The sequence below is a fragment of the Saccharopolyspora sp. 6M genome (assembly GCF_020176775.1).
Lineage (GTDB): Bacteria > Actinomycetota > Actinomycetes > Mycobacteriales > Pseudonocardiaceae > Saccharopolyspora_C > Saccharopolyspora_C gregorii.
Genome location: NZ_JAIUJZ010000015.1, coordinates 1 through 17,051, shown reverse-complemented (window position 1 = coordinate 17,051; position 17,051 = coordinate 1). Strand labels below are relative to the sequence as shown.

Below are 17,051 nucleotides of genomic sequence, written 5' to 3'. Positions count from 1 at the left end.
GGGGGCGCGGGGCCCGGGCGCGCGCGCCCCCCCCCCCCCGGGGGGCCCCGGGGGGGGGGGGGCCCCGCCCCCCCCCCCCCCCCCCACGGTGGGTTCCGTCAGCGGTCAGTCTTCGACCTGATCCGTTTCGTGCTTGCGGAGGGCGAGTGGCGCGCCGGCCAGGTCCTCTTCGTTGCAGAGCAACTTCAGTTCGTAGTACGGCGCACCTTTGCGGTCGTCGTAGTCCAGGTGGACTGCGATGACGTCCACGGGCTCGCCCAACCAGGACTGCGCTTCGCGCAGCCAGCGGGCGGACCGTTCCAATGCGGTCGGCAGATCGTCGTCGCGGAACTCGACCGGCCGGTAGGGCACCCCGTGCACCTGGTCCCCGGGATGTTCGGGCTGGGGCAGATCAACGGAGACACCGGAGTCGTCGAGTTCGAGTTCGATCGTTTCCTCACTCACCGTGAAAGGGTAACGCGTGGCCGGTGACCTGGTCGAACGTCGGTCCGGTGAGTGGTCGGCCGAGGTCCGGGCAGGCTTGGCCGCGGAGGTGGCGCGCTGGTCGGCCGAGGTCCGGGCAGGCTTGGCCGCGGAGGTGGCGCGCTGGTCGGCCGGTTCCCCGGCGAGGTGCGGGAGGGACGCCCCGAACTCGACTCGACAGTTGAGGGAAGGCGGGTCATCGCCCAGGGCGCCCCGTTCGCCGCACGGGTGCGCGTCCCGGCGACGTAGATCACCATACCGGGTGATGATCGATCAAGATCAACAGGGGGGTTTCCGGCCCTGCCAAAGGAAAATCTGCGCGTACGGGCACGCTCGGGCGCAGATCGGGCAGCGGAGCTGGCCGGCCCGCGCAAGATCGCGGACCCGCTCCCGGCCGCCCGGCCCGGCCCGCCCGCGGACGCGCCGAACCGCTCCCCGCCGCGGAATGCGCGGTCCCGCGGAGATCAGGGCATCAGGCCCGCCGCGACCGCGGCGCCCAGTTCCCAGCACGCGGACAGGTCCGCCTGGTCGGGCGTGCCGGACAGCACCACCGGTTCGGCGGCCTGCCGCCACGACAGGCCCGAGGTGATCGACGCGATGGCCCGCAGCGCGCCCTCGGTGCCCTCGTTCCCGTGCACCCAGCAGCCGAACGGGCGACCCGCGGTCGAGTCCAGGCAGGGGTAGTAGACGGTGTCGAAGAAGTGCTTCAGCGCGCCGCTGATGTAGCCCAGGTTCGCCGGGGTGCCGAGCAGGTACCCGTCCGCGGTGAGCACGTCGGAGGCGGTCGCGGCCAGGGCGGCGGTGCGCACGACCTCGACGTCCTCGATCTCCTCCGTGGTCGCACCGGCCACGACCTGCTCGAACATCGCCTGCATCCCGGGCGAGGGCGTGTGGTGCACGATCAGCAGCCTGGGCATCGGCCCCTCCGTTCGGTCAGGAGTCCTCGCGGACCAGTTCGGTGACGGCGGCGTCCAGCCGGTCGAGGCGGTCGCCGGCCCGCCGCTGCGCCGCCGCGAGATCGCCGTTCGCCGCCTCCACCACCTGGAAGTAGCACTTGAGCTTCGGCTCGGTGCCGGACGGGCGCACCACCAGCCGCAGCCCGCCCTCCCCGGTGATCACCAGCGCGTCGGTGTCCGGCAGCAGGTCCCGCACCCGCACCGGGGTGCCGAGCAGTTCGGCGGGGGGATCGGCGCGGAGGCGGCGCATCGTCGCGGCGATCTCGTCGAGGTCGGTGACCCGCACCGAGACCTGCCCGGTGCGGTGCACGCCGTGCTCGGCGGCGAGCTCGTCGAGCAGGCCGGGCAGGTCGCGCCCCCGCTCCCGCAGCGTCGCGGCCAGGTCGCAGGCCAGCACCGCGGCGGAGATGCCGTCCTTGTCCCGCACCCGGTCCGGGTCCACGCAGTGCCCGAGCGCCTCCTCGTAGGCGTAGACGAGCCCGGTGCCGCTGCCGTCGCCGGAGCGCACCAGCCACTTGAACCCGGTGAGCGTCTCGTCGTAGCGCACGCCGTGCTTGCGGGCGAGGGAGCGCAGCATGGTCGCCGACACGATCGTCGTCGCCACCAGCGGGTCCGGGTGCGCGGCCCGGTCGAGCCCGGAGAGCACGTGCTCGCCGAGCAGCACGCCGGTCTCGTCGCCGCGCAGCATCCGCCAGCCGTCGCCGTCCCGGCCGCCCAGCGCGCAGCGGTCCGCGTCCGGGTCGAGCGCGATCGCGAGGTCCGCGGAGACGTCCGCGGCCAGCGCCAGCAGCAGGTCGGTCGCGCCCGGCTCCTCCGGGTTCGGGAAGCCGACGGTGGGGAAGTCCGGGTCCGGCCCGGCCTGCTCGGGCACCCAGTGCACGTCGGTGAACCCGGCGAGCTCCAGGGCTTCTTGCAGCGGTCCGGCGCCGACGCCGTGCAGCGCGGTCGCCGCCACCCGCAGCGCGCGCGCCGTGCCGCGGGGCAGCGCCGCCACCGGCGCCAGGTAGTCGGCCAGCGCCCGCTCGTGCACCGCGTGCTCGCGCCGCCGCGGCACCTCGGCGGCGGGCGGGCTCGCGGCGACGCACCGCTCGATCTCGGCGTCGGCCGGGCCGACCAGCTGGGTGCCGCCGGAGAGGTACAGCTTGTACCCGTTGTCCTGCGGCGGGTTGTGCGAGGCGGTGATCTGCACCCCCGCGACCGCGCCGAGCGCGCGGGACGCGTGCGCCAGCACCGGCGTGGGCAGTGCTCCGGGCAGCACCCGCACGTCGAATCCGGCGGCCGCGAACACGTCGGCGGTGTCCGCCGCGAACTCCGCGGATCCGTGCCGCGCGTCGCGGCCGACGACGACGATCCCGCCGCCCAGCCCCCGCTCGGCCAGCCACCGGGCCACGCCCCAGGTGGTGCGCACGACCACGGCCCGGTTCATGCCGTTCGCCCCGGCCCGGACCGCGCCGCGCAGCCCGGCGGTGCCGAAGGTCGGCATCCCCGACATGCGCTGCGCCAGGTCCGCGGCCGCGTCCGGATCCCCGCCGGTGGCGGCGTCGAGCACGGCGGTCAGCTCGGCGCGCGCCGCCTCGTCGACGTCCGCGCCGATCCAGGCCCGCGCGGCTTCCACGCACCCCGGATCGAGGTGCTGAGTGCTGACCACGACGTCACTCCTTCGCTGGTGGACCGGCCGCAACCGGCTCGGCGCGTGCCACGGCACGCAGATGATCTCGAAACAGCACATCCCGAACAAGCCGAACCGCGACCGCCCGGGAGCGGACCCTCGTCCTGCCACCGGCGAAGCCGCTGAGCCGCCGACCACCGAAGCAGCGGAACCACCCGCGGGTTCTCAGCGGTTTCCTCGCGAGCACAGCGTTTCGGAGCCACCGGTGAGAACGATCCCGCAGCGAGGGGGCCGCTGAGGTTCCGCCACCCGGCCCGAACGCAACAGGACCACCGGCCAGAGCGGGATCAAGCGGACTCGACGAGGGAGCGCAGGAGCTTGCCCATCCGGCCCGCCGAAGCCTTGCCCGCCTCCAGCACCTCCTGGTGGTTCAGCGGCTGCCCGGACAGCCCGGCGGCCAGGTTCGTCACCAGCGACAGCCCGAACACCTCGGCGCCCGCGGCGCGCGCGGCGATCGCCTCGGCGACCGTGGACATGCCGACCAGGTCGACGCCGGAGCCGCGCAGCATCCGGATCTCGGCCGGAGTCTCGAAGTGCGGTCCGGGCAGCCCCGCGTACACGCCCTCCTCCAGCGAGTCGTCGATCTCCTGGGCGAGACCGCGCAGCCGCGGCGAGTACAGGTCGGTGAGGTCCACGAAGTGCGGCCCGACCAGCGGGGAGCGCGCGGTGAGGTTCACGTGGTCGCTGATCAGCACCGGCTGCCCGACCGACATGCCTTCGCGCAATCCGCCCGCGGCGTTGGTGAGCACCACGGTCCGGCAGCCCGCGGCGACCGCGGTGCGCACCCCGTGCACCACCGAGTTCATGCTCTTGCCCTCGTACAGGTGGGTGCGACCGAGGAAGACCAGCACCTGCTTGCCCGCGACCGGCACGGACCAGATCCGGCCGCTGTGCCCGCTGGCGCTCGGCGGTTCGAAGCCGGGCAGGTCGGACATGGTCACCTCGGCGACGGGGGAGCCGATCTCCTCGGCGGCGGGCCGCCACCCGGAACCGAGCACGACGGCGAGGTCGTGGTGGGCGGCACCGGTGCTCTCGGCGAGGGCGGCCGCGGCGGCGCTGGCGGTGGCGAACGGGTCGGAAGCAGCAGAAGGAGTCACGACCGCTCAGCGTAGTCATCTCCGCGACCCGCCTCCGCCGTCGACCGGCGGCGGCGATCACCCGGGCGGTTCGCCCGTCCGGCCGCACCGCTCGGTCGAACGGGTCCCGGACTCAGGACGTGATCTGGAAGCCCCCCAGCGCTTCGTCGAACAGCCGCTGGTGGGCGCCGGGCTGGTCGAGCGGCGTGGTCACCCGCAGCACCCACAGGTCGCTGCCGCGAGGCATCAGCTGCGAGGTGGTGCTGCGCTCGGAGTCGGCGACGGCCGGTCCGATCACGCCGCCCTGGCTGGCGGTGTAGCGCAGGAAGCGGTCGGTCTCGCCGCTGACCTCGTCGGTGGCGCCGGTGGGCCGGTCCTCCTCCAGCCGGAAGGTCCCGTGCTCGCCCGCGGAGCGCTCCTGGAGCACGTCCACGTAGTCCTGCGCGGTGGAGCGGTCGCCGTAGTAGCCCTCGAACCGCTCCACGGCGACCTCGGCGCGGCCGTCCGGGGAGATCAGGTACACCACCATGCTCTCGGTGGGCTGGTTGCGGCTGCCGCGGAACACGTCCCAGCCCTCGGGGGCGACGACCTCGAAACCGCCGCCGCCCTGCTGGCTGCGCTTGGCCTCGTCGACGTAGCGGGCCAGCCGCGGCGTGGCCGGCTGGGACGGAGCGGGAGCGGTGATCTCGGGCAGCACGTCGTGCCCGGCGAGCGCGCGGGTCGCGGCGAACCCGCCCGCGGTGGAGGCGGCGAACAGCACCACGGCCGCCAGACCCAGCACCACCGCGCCCCAGCGGAACCGCCTGCGCGGCGCGGGCGGCGGTTCGCTGAGCATGAACGGCAGCGGGCCGGGGTCGGCGGCCAGCGGCGCCGGTTCCTCGTCGGTGGCGGTGCCGGGGGCGGTGTTCGGCGAGGTGCTGGGGACCTTGCGCACCCGCACCGTCGGCGCCTCCGGGTCCAGCAGCATCTCGAACGGCCGGGTGCCGGAGGGCGGCAGCAGGTCCTGCACGTGGCGGCGCACCTCCTGCGCCGTCATCCGCTGCGCCGGGTCCTTGACCATGAGCCCGGCGATGATCTCGCCGATCGGCCCGGGCCGGTGCGGGGCGGGGACCGGCCCGCGCACCACCGAGGTGATGGTGGCCAGCGGGTCGTCGTTCGCGCCGTAGGGCGCGGTGCCCTCGGAGGCGGCGAACAGCGTCGCACCCAGCCCCCACAGGTCGGCGGCGTCGGTGACCGCCTCGCCGGAGGCGATCTCGGGGGCGATGAACGCCGGGGTGCCGAGCATGATCCCGGTGGAGGTGATGGTGTGCTCGGAGACGTTGCGGGAGATGCCGAAGTCGCTGAGCTTGATCCGCCCGTCGTCGCCGATCAGCACGTTGCCCGGCTTCACGTCGCGGTGCACGATGCCCGCCCGGTGCGCGGCGTCGAGCGCGGCGGCCACGCTGTCGGCGACCAGCGCCAGCTGCGGGTCGCCGAGCGCGCCGTGCTCGGCGAGCACCGCCGCGAGGCTCTGCGAGGGCACCAGTTCCATGACGACGAACGGTTCGCCCTCGTGCCGGGCCACGTCGTAGAGCGTCACCACGTTGGGATGGGTGACCAGCGCGATCGCCCGCGCTTCGCGCAGCGCGCGTTCCCGGAGCTCGGCGGCCTCGCCCTCGGGCATCCCCCGGGGCAGCAGCACCTCCTTGACCGCCACGGGCCTGCGCAGCAGCTCGTCGGTGCCCGCCCACACGATGCCCATCGCGCCGCCACCGATGCGCTGCTCCAGCCGGTAGCGGTCGGCGATCAGCCGGTCGGCGCCTGCGGCGGCCTCTTCCTCAGTCGTGGGCACCCGCTCATTCTCCATCCCGCGTCGTCGGGTCCGGTCCAAACCCGCCCGTTCACCTGCCCAACAGCGGATATCACTCAGCGTGTTCAGCGGAGTCCGCTGGGCGGGACGGCGGTGTTACCGGTAGTGAAGTTTCCCACGTGGCCGGTTCCGGCCGGTAACCGCACCAGGTGCCCAAGATTATTTCGCGCCAACGGGAAAACCCGGCCGACCGGCGCCGTTCGCGGCCCCGGCGGCGCGGCTCGGGATTATGACCAGTCGGGGCGATTCGGATAAGTTGGGCGCGGCCGGGACCACCGCCAGCGGGAGCAAACCGTTCGGCGACCCCGTCACGCACCGCTCGTCGCCCGCCATCCGGCGGGTCGGTGGGAGTGCCCGAAGGCCCCATCGGACCCCCGGTGGGGCCGCGCGATGGTGGGCGCAGCGTGAGTGACGAACAATTCCACGGGGTCGCCTGGTCCACGGTCTGATCACCGGCTCGCCGAGGAGGTGCCCTTGTCCGCGTTCGTCCTCGTCCACCTGCTGGTGGCTCTGGCGTTGCCGATCGTAGCCCGGCGCAACACCGGGATGGCCTTCGCGATCGCCGCCCTGCCACCGGCGGCCGCGCTGACCTGGGTGCTCGCGCGCTCCGGGGCGGTGCTCAGCGGGGACGCCATCGTGGAGGAGGTCCCGTGGTCGCCGCTGCTGGGCCTGGAGTTCACCTTCCGGTTGGACGCGCTCGCGGTGCTGATGACGCTGCTGGTGTCCGGCATCGGGGTGCTGGTGCTGGTCTATTCGATCGGGTACTTCCACGCGGGCAGCGGTGACGCCCGGCGTTCCGCACCGCTGCTGCTGACGTTCGCGGGCACCATGTTCGGGCTGATCCTGGCCGACGACCTGCTCACCGTCTACGTGTTCTGGGAGCTGACGACGGTCTGCTCCTTCCTGCTGGTCGGTCAGGCGGGCATCAGCCGGGAGTCGCGGCGGTCGGCGCTGCAGGCGCTGATGATCACCACGATGGGCGGGCTGGTGATGCTGCTCGGCTTCGTGGTGCTCGGCGAGGCCGCGGGCACCTACCGCATCTCGGAGATCGTCGCGGAGCCGCCCGGCGGCACCCCGCTGGCCGTCGCGGCCTCGCTGATCCTCGTCGGCGCGCTCACCAAGTCGGCCCAGGTGCCCTTCCACAACTGGCTGCCGACCGCGATGGTCGCGCCCACCCCGATCAGCGCGTACCTGCACGCGGCCTCCATGGTGAAGGCCGGGGTGTTCCTGGTCGCCCGCCTCGGCCCGGTGTTCGTCGGGGTGCCCGAGTGGTGGCTGCCGACCGTGGTGTTCGGCCTGATCACGATGGTCTTCGGCGGCTGGCGGGCGCTGCACGAGACGGACCTGAAGAAGCTGCTCGCCTACGGCACCGTCAGCCAGCTCGGGTTCCTGATGGTGCTCGTCGGGCAGGGCACCTACGCGGCCGCGCTGGCCGGGGCGGCGATGCTGCTGGCGCACGGCATGTTCAAAGCGACCCTGTTCCTCGTCGTCGGCATCGTCGACCACCAGACCGGCACCCGGGACGTGCGGGAGCTGTCCGGGCTCGGGCGGCGGATGCCCGCGCTGGCCACGATCGCCGCGCTGGCGGTTGCGTCGATGGCGGGCCTGCCGCCGATGCTGGGCTTCCTCGGCAAGGAGGCCGCGTTCGGCGCGTTCCTGGAGGAGGGCGGCGGCACCGGGTTGCTCATCGACTTCGTGCTGCTGCTCGGCTCGGTGTTCACCGTGGCCTACAGCGCGCGGATGCTGTGGGGCGCGTTCGCCCGCAAACCGGGCGTGGCCCCCACCGGGGGCAAGCAGCCCGGGGCGGTGCTGCTGGTGCCCGCCGCGATCCCCGCGTTCGCCGGGGTCGTGCTCGGCATCGGGTATCCGCTGACCGACGAGCTCGCCGGTTCCTACGCCGCCGTGTACGGCGCTGGGGTCGACCCGCTGCACCTGGAGCTGTGGCACGGCTTCGAACTGCCGCTGCTGTTCTCGGTGGTCGCGGTCGCCGCCGGGTTGTGGGTGCACGCGATGCGCGTCCCGCTCACCGCGCTGCGCCGCAGGCTGCCGAAGCCGCTCGACGCGCAGCGCGGCTACGAGCGGATCATGGCCCTGCTGGAGCGCACCGCCGTCGGCGTCACCGGCCGCACCCAGGTCGGTTCGCTGCCGACCTACCTGGCGATCATCCTGCTCACGGTGGTCGCCGTCCCCGGATCGGTGCTGGTCTACCACGCGCACGTGCCCGCGGACATGGCGCTGCACCAGAACCTGCTGCAGATCCCGCTGGCAATCCTGGTGATCATCGCGGCGATCGCGGTGGTGCGGGCGAAGCGGCGGCTCACCGCGGTGCTGCTCGTCGGCGTGATCGGCTACGGCATCGGCGGCCTGTTCATCGTGGACGGCGGGCCGGACGTGGCGCTCGCCCAGTTCCTGGTCGAGACGCTGACCATGGTCGCGTTCGTGTTCGTGCTGCGGCGGCTGCCCGCGCGGTTCACCAAGGGCGACGCGGCGCGGTCGCTGCGCTGGCCGAAGCTGGCGCTGTCGGTGGCGGGCGGCGTGGTCATCGCGCTCGGCGCGGTGCTGTTCAGCGCGGCGCGGCAGCAACCGCCGGCGGTCAGCGCCGACTTCATCGCGCAGTCCGAGGAAGGCGCCGGGGCCACCAACATCGTCAACGCGATCCTCGTCGACTTCCGCGCGTTCGACACCGTCGGCGAGATCTCCGTGCTCGCCGTCGCCGCGACCGGTGTCGCCAGCCTCGTGCTGGCCTCCCGGTTCGACCGCAGGCGCCGCAGCTCGCGCGGCGCGCAGGCGACGGCCCCCGCGGAACGCCCCGGAGTCGTGCTCAGCGGGAACGGGAACGGGCGGCGCCAGGAGGAGGAGCAGTCATGACCGACCCCAGGATCACCGCCCCCCGCAACGGGGAACGCCCCGGCGTGCCGTGGACCGGGTGGGACGCCCCACGGGAGCGCTGGCTGCTGTCCGGCTTCCCCCGCGACGGCCGGGAACGGGCCGTGCTGCTCGAACTCGCCGCCCGCATCGTGTTCCCGACCGTGCTGGTGCTGTCGATCTACCTGCTGTTCGCCGGGCACGACCGGGCGGGTGGCGGGTTCAGCGGTGGTCTCGTGGCCGGGCAGGCGTTCGCGCTGCGCTACCTCGCGGGCGGCCGGATGGACGACAGCGCGATCATCTCGCTGCGGCCGCCCGTGCTGATCGGGCTCGGGCTCACCATCGCCACCCTCACCGGGTTCCTGCCGCTGGTGTTCGGGCAGGAACTGCTGGAGAGCGCCATCTTCAAGATCTCCGTCCCGCTGCTGGGCCAGATCAAGTTCGTCTCCAGCATCCTGCTCGACATCGGCGTCTACCTGCTGATCATCGGCGTGGTGCTGGACCTGCTGCGCACGCTCGGCTCCGGAGTGGAGGCCGACGCGGCCGCGGCGGAGAGGGGACAGGCATGACCGCGAACCTCACCGTGAACCTCACCATGGCCGTGGTGCTGGCCGCGCTGTACTCCGCGGGGTTCTACCTGCTCATGCAGCGCTCGCTGATGCGCATCCTGATCGGCACGGTGATCGTCGGGCACGGCGCCAACCTGCTGCTGCAGCTGGCGGGCGGACCCCCCGGGCGGGCCCCGATCCTCGGCGACGCCGCACCGGAGCAGATGACCGATCCGCTGCCGCAGGCGATGGCGCTGACCGCGATCGTGATCACCTTCGCGCTCACCACGTTCCTGCTCGCGCTCGCCTACCGCTCGTGGGTGCTGCTCGGCCACGACGAGGTCCGCGACGACGTCGAGGACCGCCGGATCCGGCGGCTGGAACGCAGGCTCGCCGAATCCGAGGACGACAAGGCGAACGAAGACGAACTCGAACGGGAGGCCACCCAGTGACGGTCCTCGTGGCCCTGCCCGTCCTGCTGCCGCTGGCGGCGGCCGGGATGTCCCTCGCACTGGGCCGGTTCGCCGACTTCCAGCGCATCATCGGGCTGGTCGTGCTCGCCGCGATCATCGCCGACGCGGGATTCCTGCTGTACCTGACCGACCGCACCGGGCCCGTCGTGCTCCAGATCGGCGGCTGGGCGGCGCCCGCGGGCATCACGCTGATCGCCGACCGGCTCTCGGCGCTGCTGCTGGTCGTCTCGGCGGTGGTGACCTTCGCGGTGCTGATCTACTCGATCGGGCAGCGGCTCACCGACTACGGCCGGGAGCGCGCCAGCACCACGTTCCACCCGATGTACCTGGTGCTGTGCGCCGGGGTGTCGCTGGCCTACCTCGCGGGCGACCTGTTCAACCTGTTCGTCGCGTTCGAGATCATGCTGTCCTCCTCGTACGTGCTGATCACGCGGCGCACCACCGCCAGCCGGGTGCGCGCGGGCATGACCTACGTGATCGTCAGCCTCACCTCGTCGCTGCTGTTCATCACCATGATCGCGCTGGTGTACGCGGCCACGGCCACCGTGAACCTCGCCGACCTCGGCGGGAAGGTCGCGCTGCTGCCCGAGGGGCTGCAGGTGGCGCTCGGGCTGATGATGGTGATCGTGTTCGGGGTGAAGGCGGCCATGGTGCCGCTGCACTTCTGGCTGCCGGACAGCTACCCGACCGCGCCCGCCCCGGTCACCGCCGTGTTCGCCGGGCTGCTCACCAAGGTCGGCATCTACGCGCTGATCCGCACCCAGACGCTGGTGTTCAGCCACGACCGCAGCTGGACGCTGATGCTGGTGATCGCGCTGGTCACCATGCTGGTCGGGGCGCTGGGCGCGCTCGCGCAGAACGACCTCAACCGGATGCTGTCGTTCCTGCTGGTCAGCCACATCGGCTACATGCTGTTCGGGCTCGGCGTCTACGACGTCATCGGGCTCACCGGCGTGATCCTCTACGTGGTGCACCACATCACCGTGCAGGCGACGTTGTTCCTGGTCAGCGGGTTGATAACCCGGCACACCGGCACGGTGGCGCTGAGCCGGATGGGCGGGCTGGCGAAGGCGGCGCCGATGATCGCGGTGCTGTTCGCGCTGCCCGCGCTGAGCCTCGCCGGGGTGCCGCCGTTCTCCGGGTTCGTCGCGAAGCTGGCGCTGCTGCAGGCGGGCATCGGCGCCGGGACCTGGTCGGCCTACGCGGTCACCGCCGGGACGATCCTCACCAGCCTGCTCACCCTCTACGCGATGGCGCGGGTGTGGACCAGGGCGTTCTGGGGCCAGGTCCGCGCGCCCGAAGCCGACCCGGACCCGGACGACGAGCTCGTCGTCGGCACCGGGAACTCGACCCGGCCGATGGTCGCGGCCACCGGCGTCCTGGTCACCGCCAGCGTGGTCATCGCCCTGGTCGCCGGGCCGCTGGCCGGGGTCAGCGAGCGCGCCGCGGACGACCTGATGCAGGGCACGACCTACCGCGAAGCGGTGCTGGGAGGTGCGCGATGACCACGCCGGCCCGACGGGCGCTGCGCAGGCTGCCGCTGGTGCTGTGGCTGACCGCGGTGTGGATCCTGCTGTGGGGCACCCTCGACCTGGGCACCCTGGTGTTCGGCCTGCTGGTGGCGCTGCTGGTGACGCTCGTGTTCCCGCTGCCGCCGGTCACCACGCACATGGTGGTGCGGCCGCTGTCCCTGCTGCGGCTGGTCTGCTACCTCGCGGTCGACCTGGTGGTGTCCACGGTGCGGGTGTCCTGGCAGGCGGTCCGGTACGGGCCGCGGACCAGGGCGGGCATCGTGCGGGTGACGCTACTGACCGACTCCGACCACCTCACCGCGATGGTCGCCAACGCGGTCTCGCTGGCGCCCGGCAAGTTCGTCATGCAGATCGACCGAGCGCACCGCATCTGCTACGTGTACGCGCTCGGCATGCGCGCCGGCGGCGAGGAGCTGGTGCGGCGCGAGGTGCTGGCGCTGGAGCGCCGCATCGTCCGGGCCGTCGGTTCCGCAGCGGAGCTGGAGCTCGTCGGCCGCATCGAGGACTCCGCCGGGACCGCGGGGAAGGAGGACGCCTGATGGACGTCGTGTTCGTCGTGACCTTCGCGCTGCTGTGCCTGGCGGCGCTGCTGGCGCTGATCCGGATGATCATGGGCTCGTCGACGCTGGACCGCATCGTGGCGCTGGACGTCATCGTCACGCTGATCGTGGCGGGCACCTGCGTGAGCATGGGCTGGCTGCGGGACGGCTCCAACATCGCGCTGCTGACCACGTTCGCGCTGCTGGCGTTCATCGGTTCGACCAGCGCGGCCCGGCTCGTCGAGAAGAAGGAGCCGTACCGGTGAGCGTGCTCGATGTGATCTCCGCGTGCTGCCTGGTGCTCGGCGCGCTGTCCTGCCTGCTCGGCGCCGTGGGGCTGCTGACCTTCCCGGACGTCACCGCCCGGCTGCAGGCGGCGACGAAGCCGCAGACCCTCGGGCTGATCCTGGTGCTGATCGGGACCGCGCTGCAGCTGGACTTCCACTACTCGCTGGCGCTGGCGCTGGTCGCGCTGTTCCAGATGCTCACCGCCCCGGTGCTGGCGCAGCTGGTGGGGCGCGCGGCGTACCGGGCGGACAGCATCCGGCGGGAGAACCTGGTCGTCGACGAGATGGGCGAGCGCATCGAGCGCGAACACGACCGGCCTTGATCGACGTGCGTGCGCTGCGGGTACCGTTCCGCCCGGGGAGGTTGCGCGTGCGCGCTGTGTTCTCCCCCACTCCCGGCCAACGCGGGAGGTCGGTACCGCGTCCATTGGATCGCGGTGCAGCACAGGCAACGAGGGAGCAGTCATGCGCGTCCGACCGGTCGCCGGAGCGTTGATCGCGGGGCTCTGCCTCGCCGGGTGCGGCGACCCCGCGCCCCCGGCCGCGCAGGAGCCGCCGGCCGTGGTCACGCTGCCGAAGGCGATCTCGCCGCCGCCCGCGGGCGCGCCCACCAGCGCGACCCCGCCCGCGCCCTCGGTCAGCAGCACCACGACCGCGAGCAGCACGCCGCGGGCCACCAGCACCCCGGACGAGGAACCGACCTCCGGCGCCGAGGAGTCGAGCACCGCCCCCGACGGCGGGGACGTCGAGTGCGGGACGTTCACCGACAAGGCCGGGCGCGGCCACCGGCTGTTCGCCGGGCGCAGCGACGCCGGCGAGGTCCTCAGCTGCGGGGAAGCCGACCGGGTGATGAACAAGTACTTCTCGTTGCCCAAGGACCAGGTCGAGGGCAGCGGCAGGTTCGCGAACTTCGAGGACTACGGCTGCGCGAGCACCCCGAAGGACCGGGTGCAGGCGCTCTGTTCCAGCTCCGACGGCAAGTCGTCCTACATCACCGCCTGACACCGTGTTGCGACGATCCGGGCAACCTGCCGCGCGCAGCGGCGAGCACCGCCCGCACTGTGATCAAATGGCCTGGTGCGGCGGCCCGTCGCCGCGAAGCGCTGCGTGGAAAGGTGTGGAGTGCTGATGGCACGCATGGGGCGACTGCTCGCGGTCCTGACGCTCGGCGGGGTTCTGCTGTTCTCGCCCGCGGCCGGTGGTGCCGCGCCGGCCGAAGCCGCCCCGGCGCCCACCGCGGTGGTCGCGCAGGCGGAACCGTCCGCGCCGCCCGGGCCGGACCTCAACGGCGACCGGCAGTCCGCGGCCGAGGACAAGCAGCGGCTCGTGACCGGTATCGCCGGCATCGTGCTCATCGCCGCGGTGCTGCTGTCGCGCAAGGCGCGCAAGCGCCCGGTCTTCAGCTTCAAGTGGAAGAACTAGGGATTTCCCTCGCCGAACAGACCGGGAAAAAAGGCAACGCGGTCGGTTTTCGGCATTCTTTTCGAAGATTTCGCGCTATGGCCTAGACCTGGCGGGCTAACCTGTGGGATTTTCACAACTGCACGGGTTGTGCGCGCCGCTCCGGGCGTGCCGCGCGCTCCCGGCGGGACGGTTCGACACTTGGGGTTCGCGCCCCTCGCAGACGTGGGGGGGGACCGGGAAGCCCCCCGACCGGTGCCCCCCCACACCCTACTCACCGCCCCTTCGCGGAACGTCCGCCGCGGCCGCGGGCCGAATGCCCGCCGCGCAATCCGCTCGCCCCGAGTTCCCGCTGGGTACGGCCCGCGGAATTGCGGTGCGGAAGCGCTCGCCGATGCGGTTCCGCTCGTTTCCGCCGGGCTCGCGGACCGCGAACTCGCCGAATTCCGCCGGGGAAGTTGAAGGTGAAACTTCTACTCCTCGGCTGATCACACGGCACCGCTGAGCGCAATCCGCCGACCGGCTGGCGGTCCGGGGCTCCGACTCCGGGTTCCACCGCGGTCCGGTCGTGCAGGATGGTCGGCACATGAACCACGACACCGCAGCCCGCGACACCGCGCTCCGCTCCGAAACCCGCGCCACCTGCCGGGAGATCGTCCGACGCCACGAGCGCGCACTCGTCGAGCTCGCCCGCGGGCTGCACGCCGAACCCGAGACCGCCTTCGCCGAGCACCGCAGCGCCGCGAAGGTGCGCGAGCTGCTCGCCGCGCACGGGTTCGAGGTGGCCGCGCCCGTCGCCGGGCTCGACACCGCCTTCACCGCCGACCGCGGCACCGGCGACCTCGTCGTCGGCATCTGCGCCGAGTACGACGCGCTGCCCGAGATCGGGCACGCCTGCGGGCACAACATCATCGCCGCGGCGGCCGCGGGCGCCGCGCTCGCCCTCGCCGAGGTCGCCGACGAGCTCGGCATCACCGTCCGCGTCATCGGCACCCCCGCCGAAGAACTCGGCGGCGGCAAGGTGCTCATGCTCGAACGCGGCGTGTTCGACGGGCTCGCGATGGCGATGATGGTCCACCCCGGGCCGGAGGAGATCTGCGCGCCGCGCTCGCTGGCCATCAACGACCTGGAAGTGCGCTACACCGGCCGCGCCGCGCACGCGGCCGCCGCCCCCGAGCTCGGCGTCAACGCCGCCGACGCGCTCACCGTCGCGCAGGTCGCGATCGGGCTGCTGCGCCAGCACCTCGAACCGGGACAGATGGTGCACGGTATCGTCACCTCGGGCGGCGCCGCTCCGAACGTCGTTCCCGCCCGCACCGCGGCGATGTACAACCTGCGCGCCGCCGAATCGGCTTCCTTGGAGCGCCTGGAGAACCGCATCCGGGCCTGCTTCGAGGCGGGAGCGACCGCGACCGGCTGCACCTCCGAGGTCGTGCAGATCTCGCCGGTGTACGCCGAACTGTCCTGCGACGACGAGCTCTCCGAGGCCTACCGCGCGGCGATCACCGAGCTCGGCAGGGCACCTGTGCCGCGCGCCGAGCAGACCGACCAGGTCATCGGCAGCACCGACATGGGCAACGTCTCGCAGCTGCTGCCCGCGATCCACCCGATGATCGCGCTGGACTGCGGCGACGCGGTGACCCACCAGGTGGAGTTCGCCGCCGCCTGCGCCTCGCCCTCCGCAGACCGCGCGGTGCTCGACGGAGCGGTGGCGATGGCGTGGACGGCGATCGCGGCGGCCACCGACCCCGGCCTGAGATCGCGGCTCGCGACCTCGGCCGAAGACCGCCCGGGGCGGACCGGGAAGCACAACTCGGCCGGGCAGGGGGACGCCCCCGGCCCGGTGCGACGGCAACACACGTCGGGAGGCGTGGCGTGACGGTAGTGGATTCACGCGGCCCCGAGCCGCGCAGGACACCGAACGACGGCGGGACGAGCACCGCGGACCCGGCTGCGTGGGCGCAGGCCGAACTGGGCGCGCCACCGTCCGGCGAGCCGATCGGCGGCGACGGCGACACCATGTCCGGCGTGGAAGATCTCGGCTCCGGACGCGGCCCCGCCTGGCTGGATGCCTGGCTCACCGCCAACGCGGGGCACGTGGTGGCCTGGCGACGGCACATCCACGCCAACCCGGAGCTCTCCCGCGCCGAGCACGGCACCACCGCGTTCCTCTTCGAGCGGCTCACCGAAGCCGGGCTGAGCCCGCGCGTGCTGCCCGGCGGCACCGGCCTGCTGTGCGACATCGGGCCGGACGGCGGCCAGCCGCGGCGCACCGTCGCGCTGCGGGCGGACATCGACGCGCTGCCGCTGAAGGAGGCGACCGGGCTGCCGTTCGCGTCCGGCACCGACGGGGTCGCGCACGCCTGCGGGCACGACGCGCACACGACGGTCCTGCTGGGCACGGCGCTGGCGCTCGCCACCGGACCGGAGCTGCCCGGGCGGATCCGGCTGATCTTCCAGCACGCCGAGGAGGTCATGCCCGGCGGCGCGCTGGACGTGCTGGCCGCGGGCGGGCTCGACGGGGTGGAGCAGATCTTCGGGCTGCACTGCGATCCTCGGCTGCCCGTGGGGCGGATCGGCGTGAAGTCCGGTGCGATCACCTCCGCCAGCGACCTGCTGGAGCTGCGGCTGAACTCGCCGGGCGGGCACACCTCGCGGCCACACCTGACCGCGGACCTGGTGCACGCGCTCGGCACCGTGATCACCGGGCTGCCCACGCTGCTCTCGCGCCGCGTCGACCCGCGCACCGGCACCGTCCTGACCTGGGGTGCGGTGCACGCGGGAGAGGCGCCGAACGCGATCCCGCAGACCGGCGTGCTCACCGGAACGCTGCGCACCGGCGACCGCGGCACCTGGGCGGAGCTGGAACCGCTGACGCGGGAACTGGTGGCCGGGCTGCTGGCGCCGCTGGGCGTGGGCTTCGACCTGCAGCACCGCCGCGGCGTCCCGCCGGTGGTCAACGACGCCGCGAGCACCGAGCTGATGTCCGCGGCGATCCAGGAGGCGCTCGGCGAGCACGCGGTCACGGGGACCCCGCAGTCCTCCGGTGGCGAGGACTTCGGCTGGTACCTGGAGCACGTGCCGGGCGCGTTCGTGCGGCTCGGGGTGCGCTCCGGGCAGGCGCGGGCGCGGGACCTGCACCAGCCGACGTTCGACCTGGACGAGCGGGCGCTGCTGGTCGGCATCCGGGTGATGGTGGGGACGGCGCTGGCGGCCTTGACGCGCTGACCTGCGAGAACGGTGCGGTGATCGGGTTTTCACCCGATCGGGATGTATCTGTTCGGGGGTTCGCGGCCTCTTCAGGGCATGACCGCGAACCTGCTCACCGATCCCGCTGATCCGGCGGCCGCTCCCGCCGCCGCCCGGCCCGTTCCCGCCCGGCCCGTTCCCGTCC

General features: G+C 73.0%; 16 protein-coding genes. 11 read left to right on the top strand and 5 right to left on the bottom strand.

What is annotated here, in order from left to right:
- Nucleotides 1–105: 105 nt before the first annotated feature.
- The 5 genes from LCD31_RS03195 to LCD31_RS03175 form a co-directional block, all read right to left on the bottom strand.
- Complete coding sequence (locus tag LCD31_RS03195) at nucleotides 106–444, bottom strand: hypothetical protein (RefSeq protein WP_224955913.1); 339 nt, start codon at nucleotides 442–444, stop codon at nucleotides 106–108.
- Between the two features lie 482 nt (nucleotides 445–926).
- Nucleotides 927–1,379, bottom strand: coding sequence for a flavodoxin family protein (locus LCD31_RS03190; protein ID WP_224955912.1), 453 nt, complete (start codon nucleotides 1,377–1,379; stop codon nucleotides 927–929).
- 16 nt (nucleotides 1,380–1,395) lie between these two features.
- Entirely contained in the window at nucleotides 1,396–3,066 is a 1,671-nt protein-coding gene (locus LCD31_RS03185; protein ID WP_224955911.1) for a phospho-sugar mutase, read from the bottom strand.
- A 308-nt stretch (nucleotides 3,067–3,374) separates the two neighbouring features.
- Nucleotides 3,375–4,184 (bottom strand): purine-nucleoside phosphorylase, encoded by an 810-nt coding sequence (locus LCD31_RS03180; RefSeq protein ID WP_224955910.1) that lies wholly within the window; start codon nucleotides 4,182–4,184, stop codon nucleotides 3,375–3,377.
- A gap of 112 nt (nucleotides 4,185–4,296) precedes the next feature.
- Nucleotides 4,297–5,994 carry a serine/threonine-protein kinase gene (locus tag LCD31_RS03175; protein ID WP_224955909.1) on the bottom strand — a complete coding sequence of 566 codons (1,698 nt, stop codon included), beginning with the start codon at nucleotides 5,992–5,994 and terminating at the stop codon, nucleotides 4,297–4,299.
- A gap of 492 nt (nucleotides 5,995–6,486) precedes the next feature.
- Between LCD31_RS03175 and mbhE the strand changes: the two genes are divergently transcribed.
- The 11 genes from mbhE to LCD31_RS03120 all read left to right on the top strand — a co-directional run bounded on the left by mbhE (nucleotide 6,487) and on the right by LCD31_RS03120 (nucleotide 16,885).
- A complete protein-coding gene (mbhE, locus tag LCD31_RS03170) occupies nucleotides 6,487–8,880 on the top strand; it encodes a hydrogen gas-evolving membrane-bound hydrogenase subunit E (protein WP_224955908.1) in 2,394 nt (797 codons plus the stop codon).
- Nucleotides 8,877–9,446 carry an MnhB domain-containing protein gene (locus LCD31_RS03165; RefSeq protein ID WP_224955907.1) on the top strand — a complete coding sequence of 190 codons (570 nt, stop codon included), beginning with the start codon at nucleotides 8,877–8,879 and terminating at the stop codon, nucleotides 9,444–9,446. Before mbhE ends, LCD31_RS03165 begins: the two co-directional genes overlap by 4 nt.
- On the top strand, nucleotides 9,443–9,877 hold the full coding sequence (locus LCD31_RS03160; protein ID WP_224955906.1) for a Na(+)/H(+) antiporter subunit C: 435 nt from the start codon (nucleotides 9,443–9,445) through the stop codon (nucleotides 9,875–9,877). The genes LCD31_RS03165 and LCD31_RS03160 overlap by 4 nt, the downstream gene beginning before the upstream one ends.
- The gene (locus LCD31_RS03155) at nucleotides 9,874–11,403 is read left to right on the top strand and encodes a Na+/H+ antiporter subunit D (protein WP_224955905.1); all 1,530 of its coding nucleotides are present in this window, start codon (nucleotides 9,874–9,876) and stop codon (nucleotides 11,401–11,403) included. The genes LCD31_RS03160 and LCD31_RS03155 overlap by 4 nt, the downstream gene beginning before the upstream one ends.
- Nucleotides 11,400–11,969: a Na+/H+ antiporter subunit E gene (locus tag LCD31_RS03150; protein ID WP_224955904.1), complete on the top strand. Its 570-nt coding sequence runs from the start codon at nucleotides 11,400–11,402 to the stop codon at nucleotides 11,967–11,969. The genes LCD31_RS03155 and LCD31_RS03150 overlap by 4 nt, the downstream gene beginning before the upstream one ends.
- Nucleotides 11,969–12,235 (top strand): monovalent cation/H+ antiporter complex subunit F, encoded by a 267-nt coding sequence (locus LCD31_RS03145; RefSeq protein WP_224955903.1) that lies wholly within the window; start codon nucleotides 11,969–11,971, stop codon nucleotides 12,233–12,235. Before LCD31_RS03150 ends, LCD31_RS03145 begins: the two co-directional genes overlap by 1 nt.
- Complete coding sequence (gene mnhG, locus LCD31_RS03140) at nucleotides 12,232–12,579, top strand: monovalent cation/H(+) antiporter subunit G (protein ID WP_224955902.1); 348 nt, start codon at nucleotides 12,232–12,234, stop codon at nucleotides 12,577–12,579. Before LCD31_RS03145 ends, mnhG begins: the two co-directional genes overlap by 4 nt.
- 142 nt (nucleotides 12,580–12,721) lie before the next feature.
- On the top strand, nucleotides 12,722–13,258 hold the full coding sequence (locus tag LCD31_RS03135; RefSeq protein ID WP_224955901.1) for a hypothetical protein: 537 nt from the start codon (nucleotides 12,722–12,724) through the stop codon (nucleotides 13,256–13,258).
- Between the two features lie 126 nt (nucleotides 13,259–13,384).
- Nucleotides 13,385–13,678 carry a hypothetical protein gene (locus LCD31_RS03130; protein ID WP_224955900.1) on the top strand — a complete coding sequence of 98 codons (294 nt, stop codon included), beginning with the start codon at nucleotides 13,385–13,387 and terminating at the stop codon, nucleotides 13,676–13,678.
- Between the two features lie 565 nt (nucleotides 13,679–14,243).
- Complete coding sequence (locus LCD31_RS03125) at nucleotides 14,244–15,536, top strand: amidohydrolase (RefSeq protein ID WP_224955899.1); 1,293 nt, start codon at nucleotides 14,244–14,246, stop codon at nucleotides 15,534–15,536.
- Nucleotides 15,533–16,885 carry a M20 family metallopeptidase gene (locus tag LCD31_RS03120; RefSeq protein ID WP_374108029.1) on the top strand — a complete coding sequence of 451 codons (1,353 nt, stop codon included), beginning with the start codon at nucleotides 15,533–15,535 and terminating at the stop codon, nucleotides 16,883–16,885. Before LCD31_RS03125 ends, LCD31_RS03120 begins: the two co-directional genes overlap by 4 nt.
- The last annotated feature ends 166 nt before the right edge of the window (nucleotides 16,886–17,051 follow it).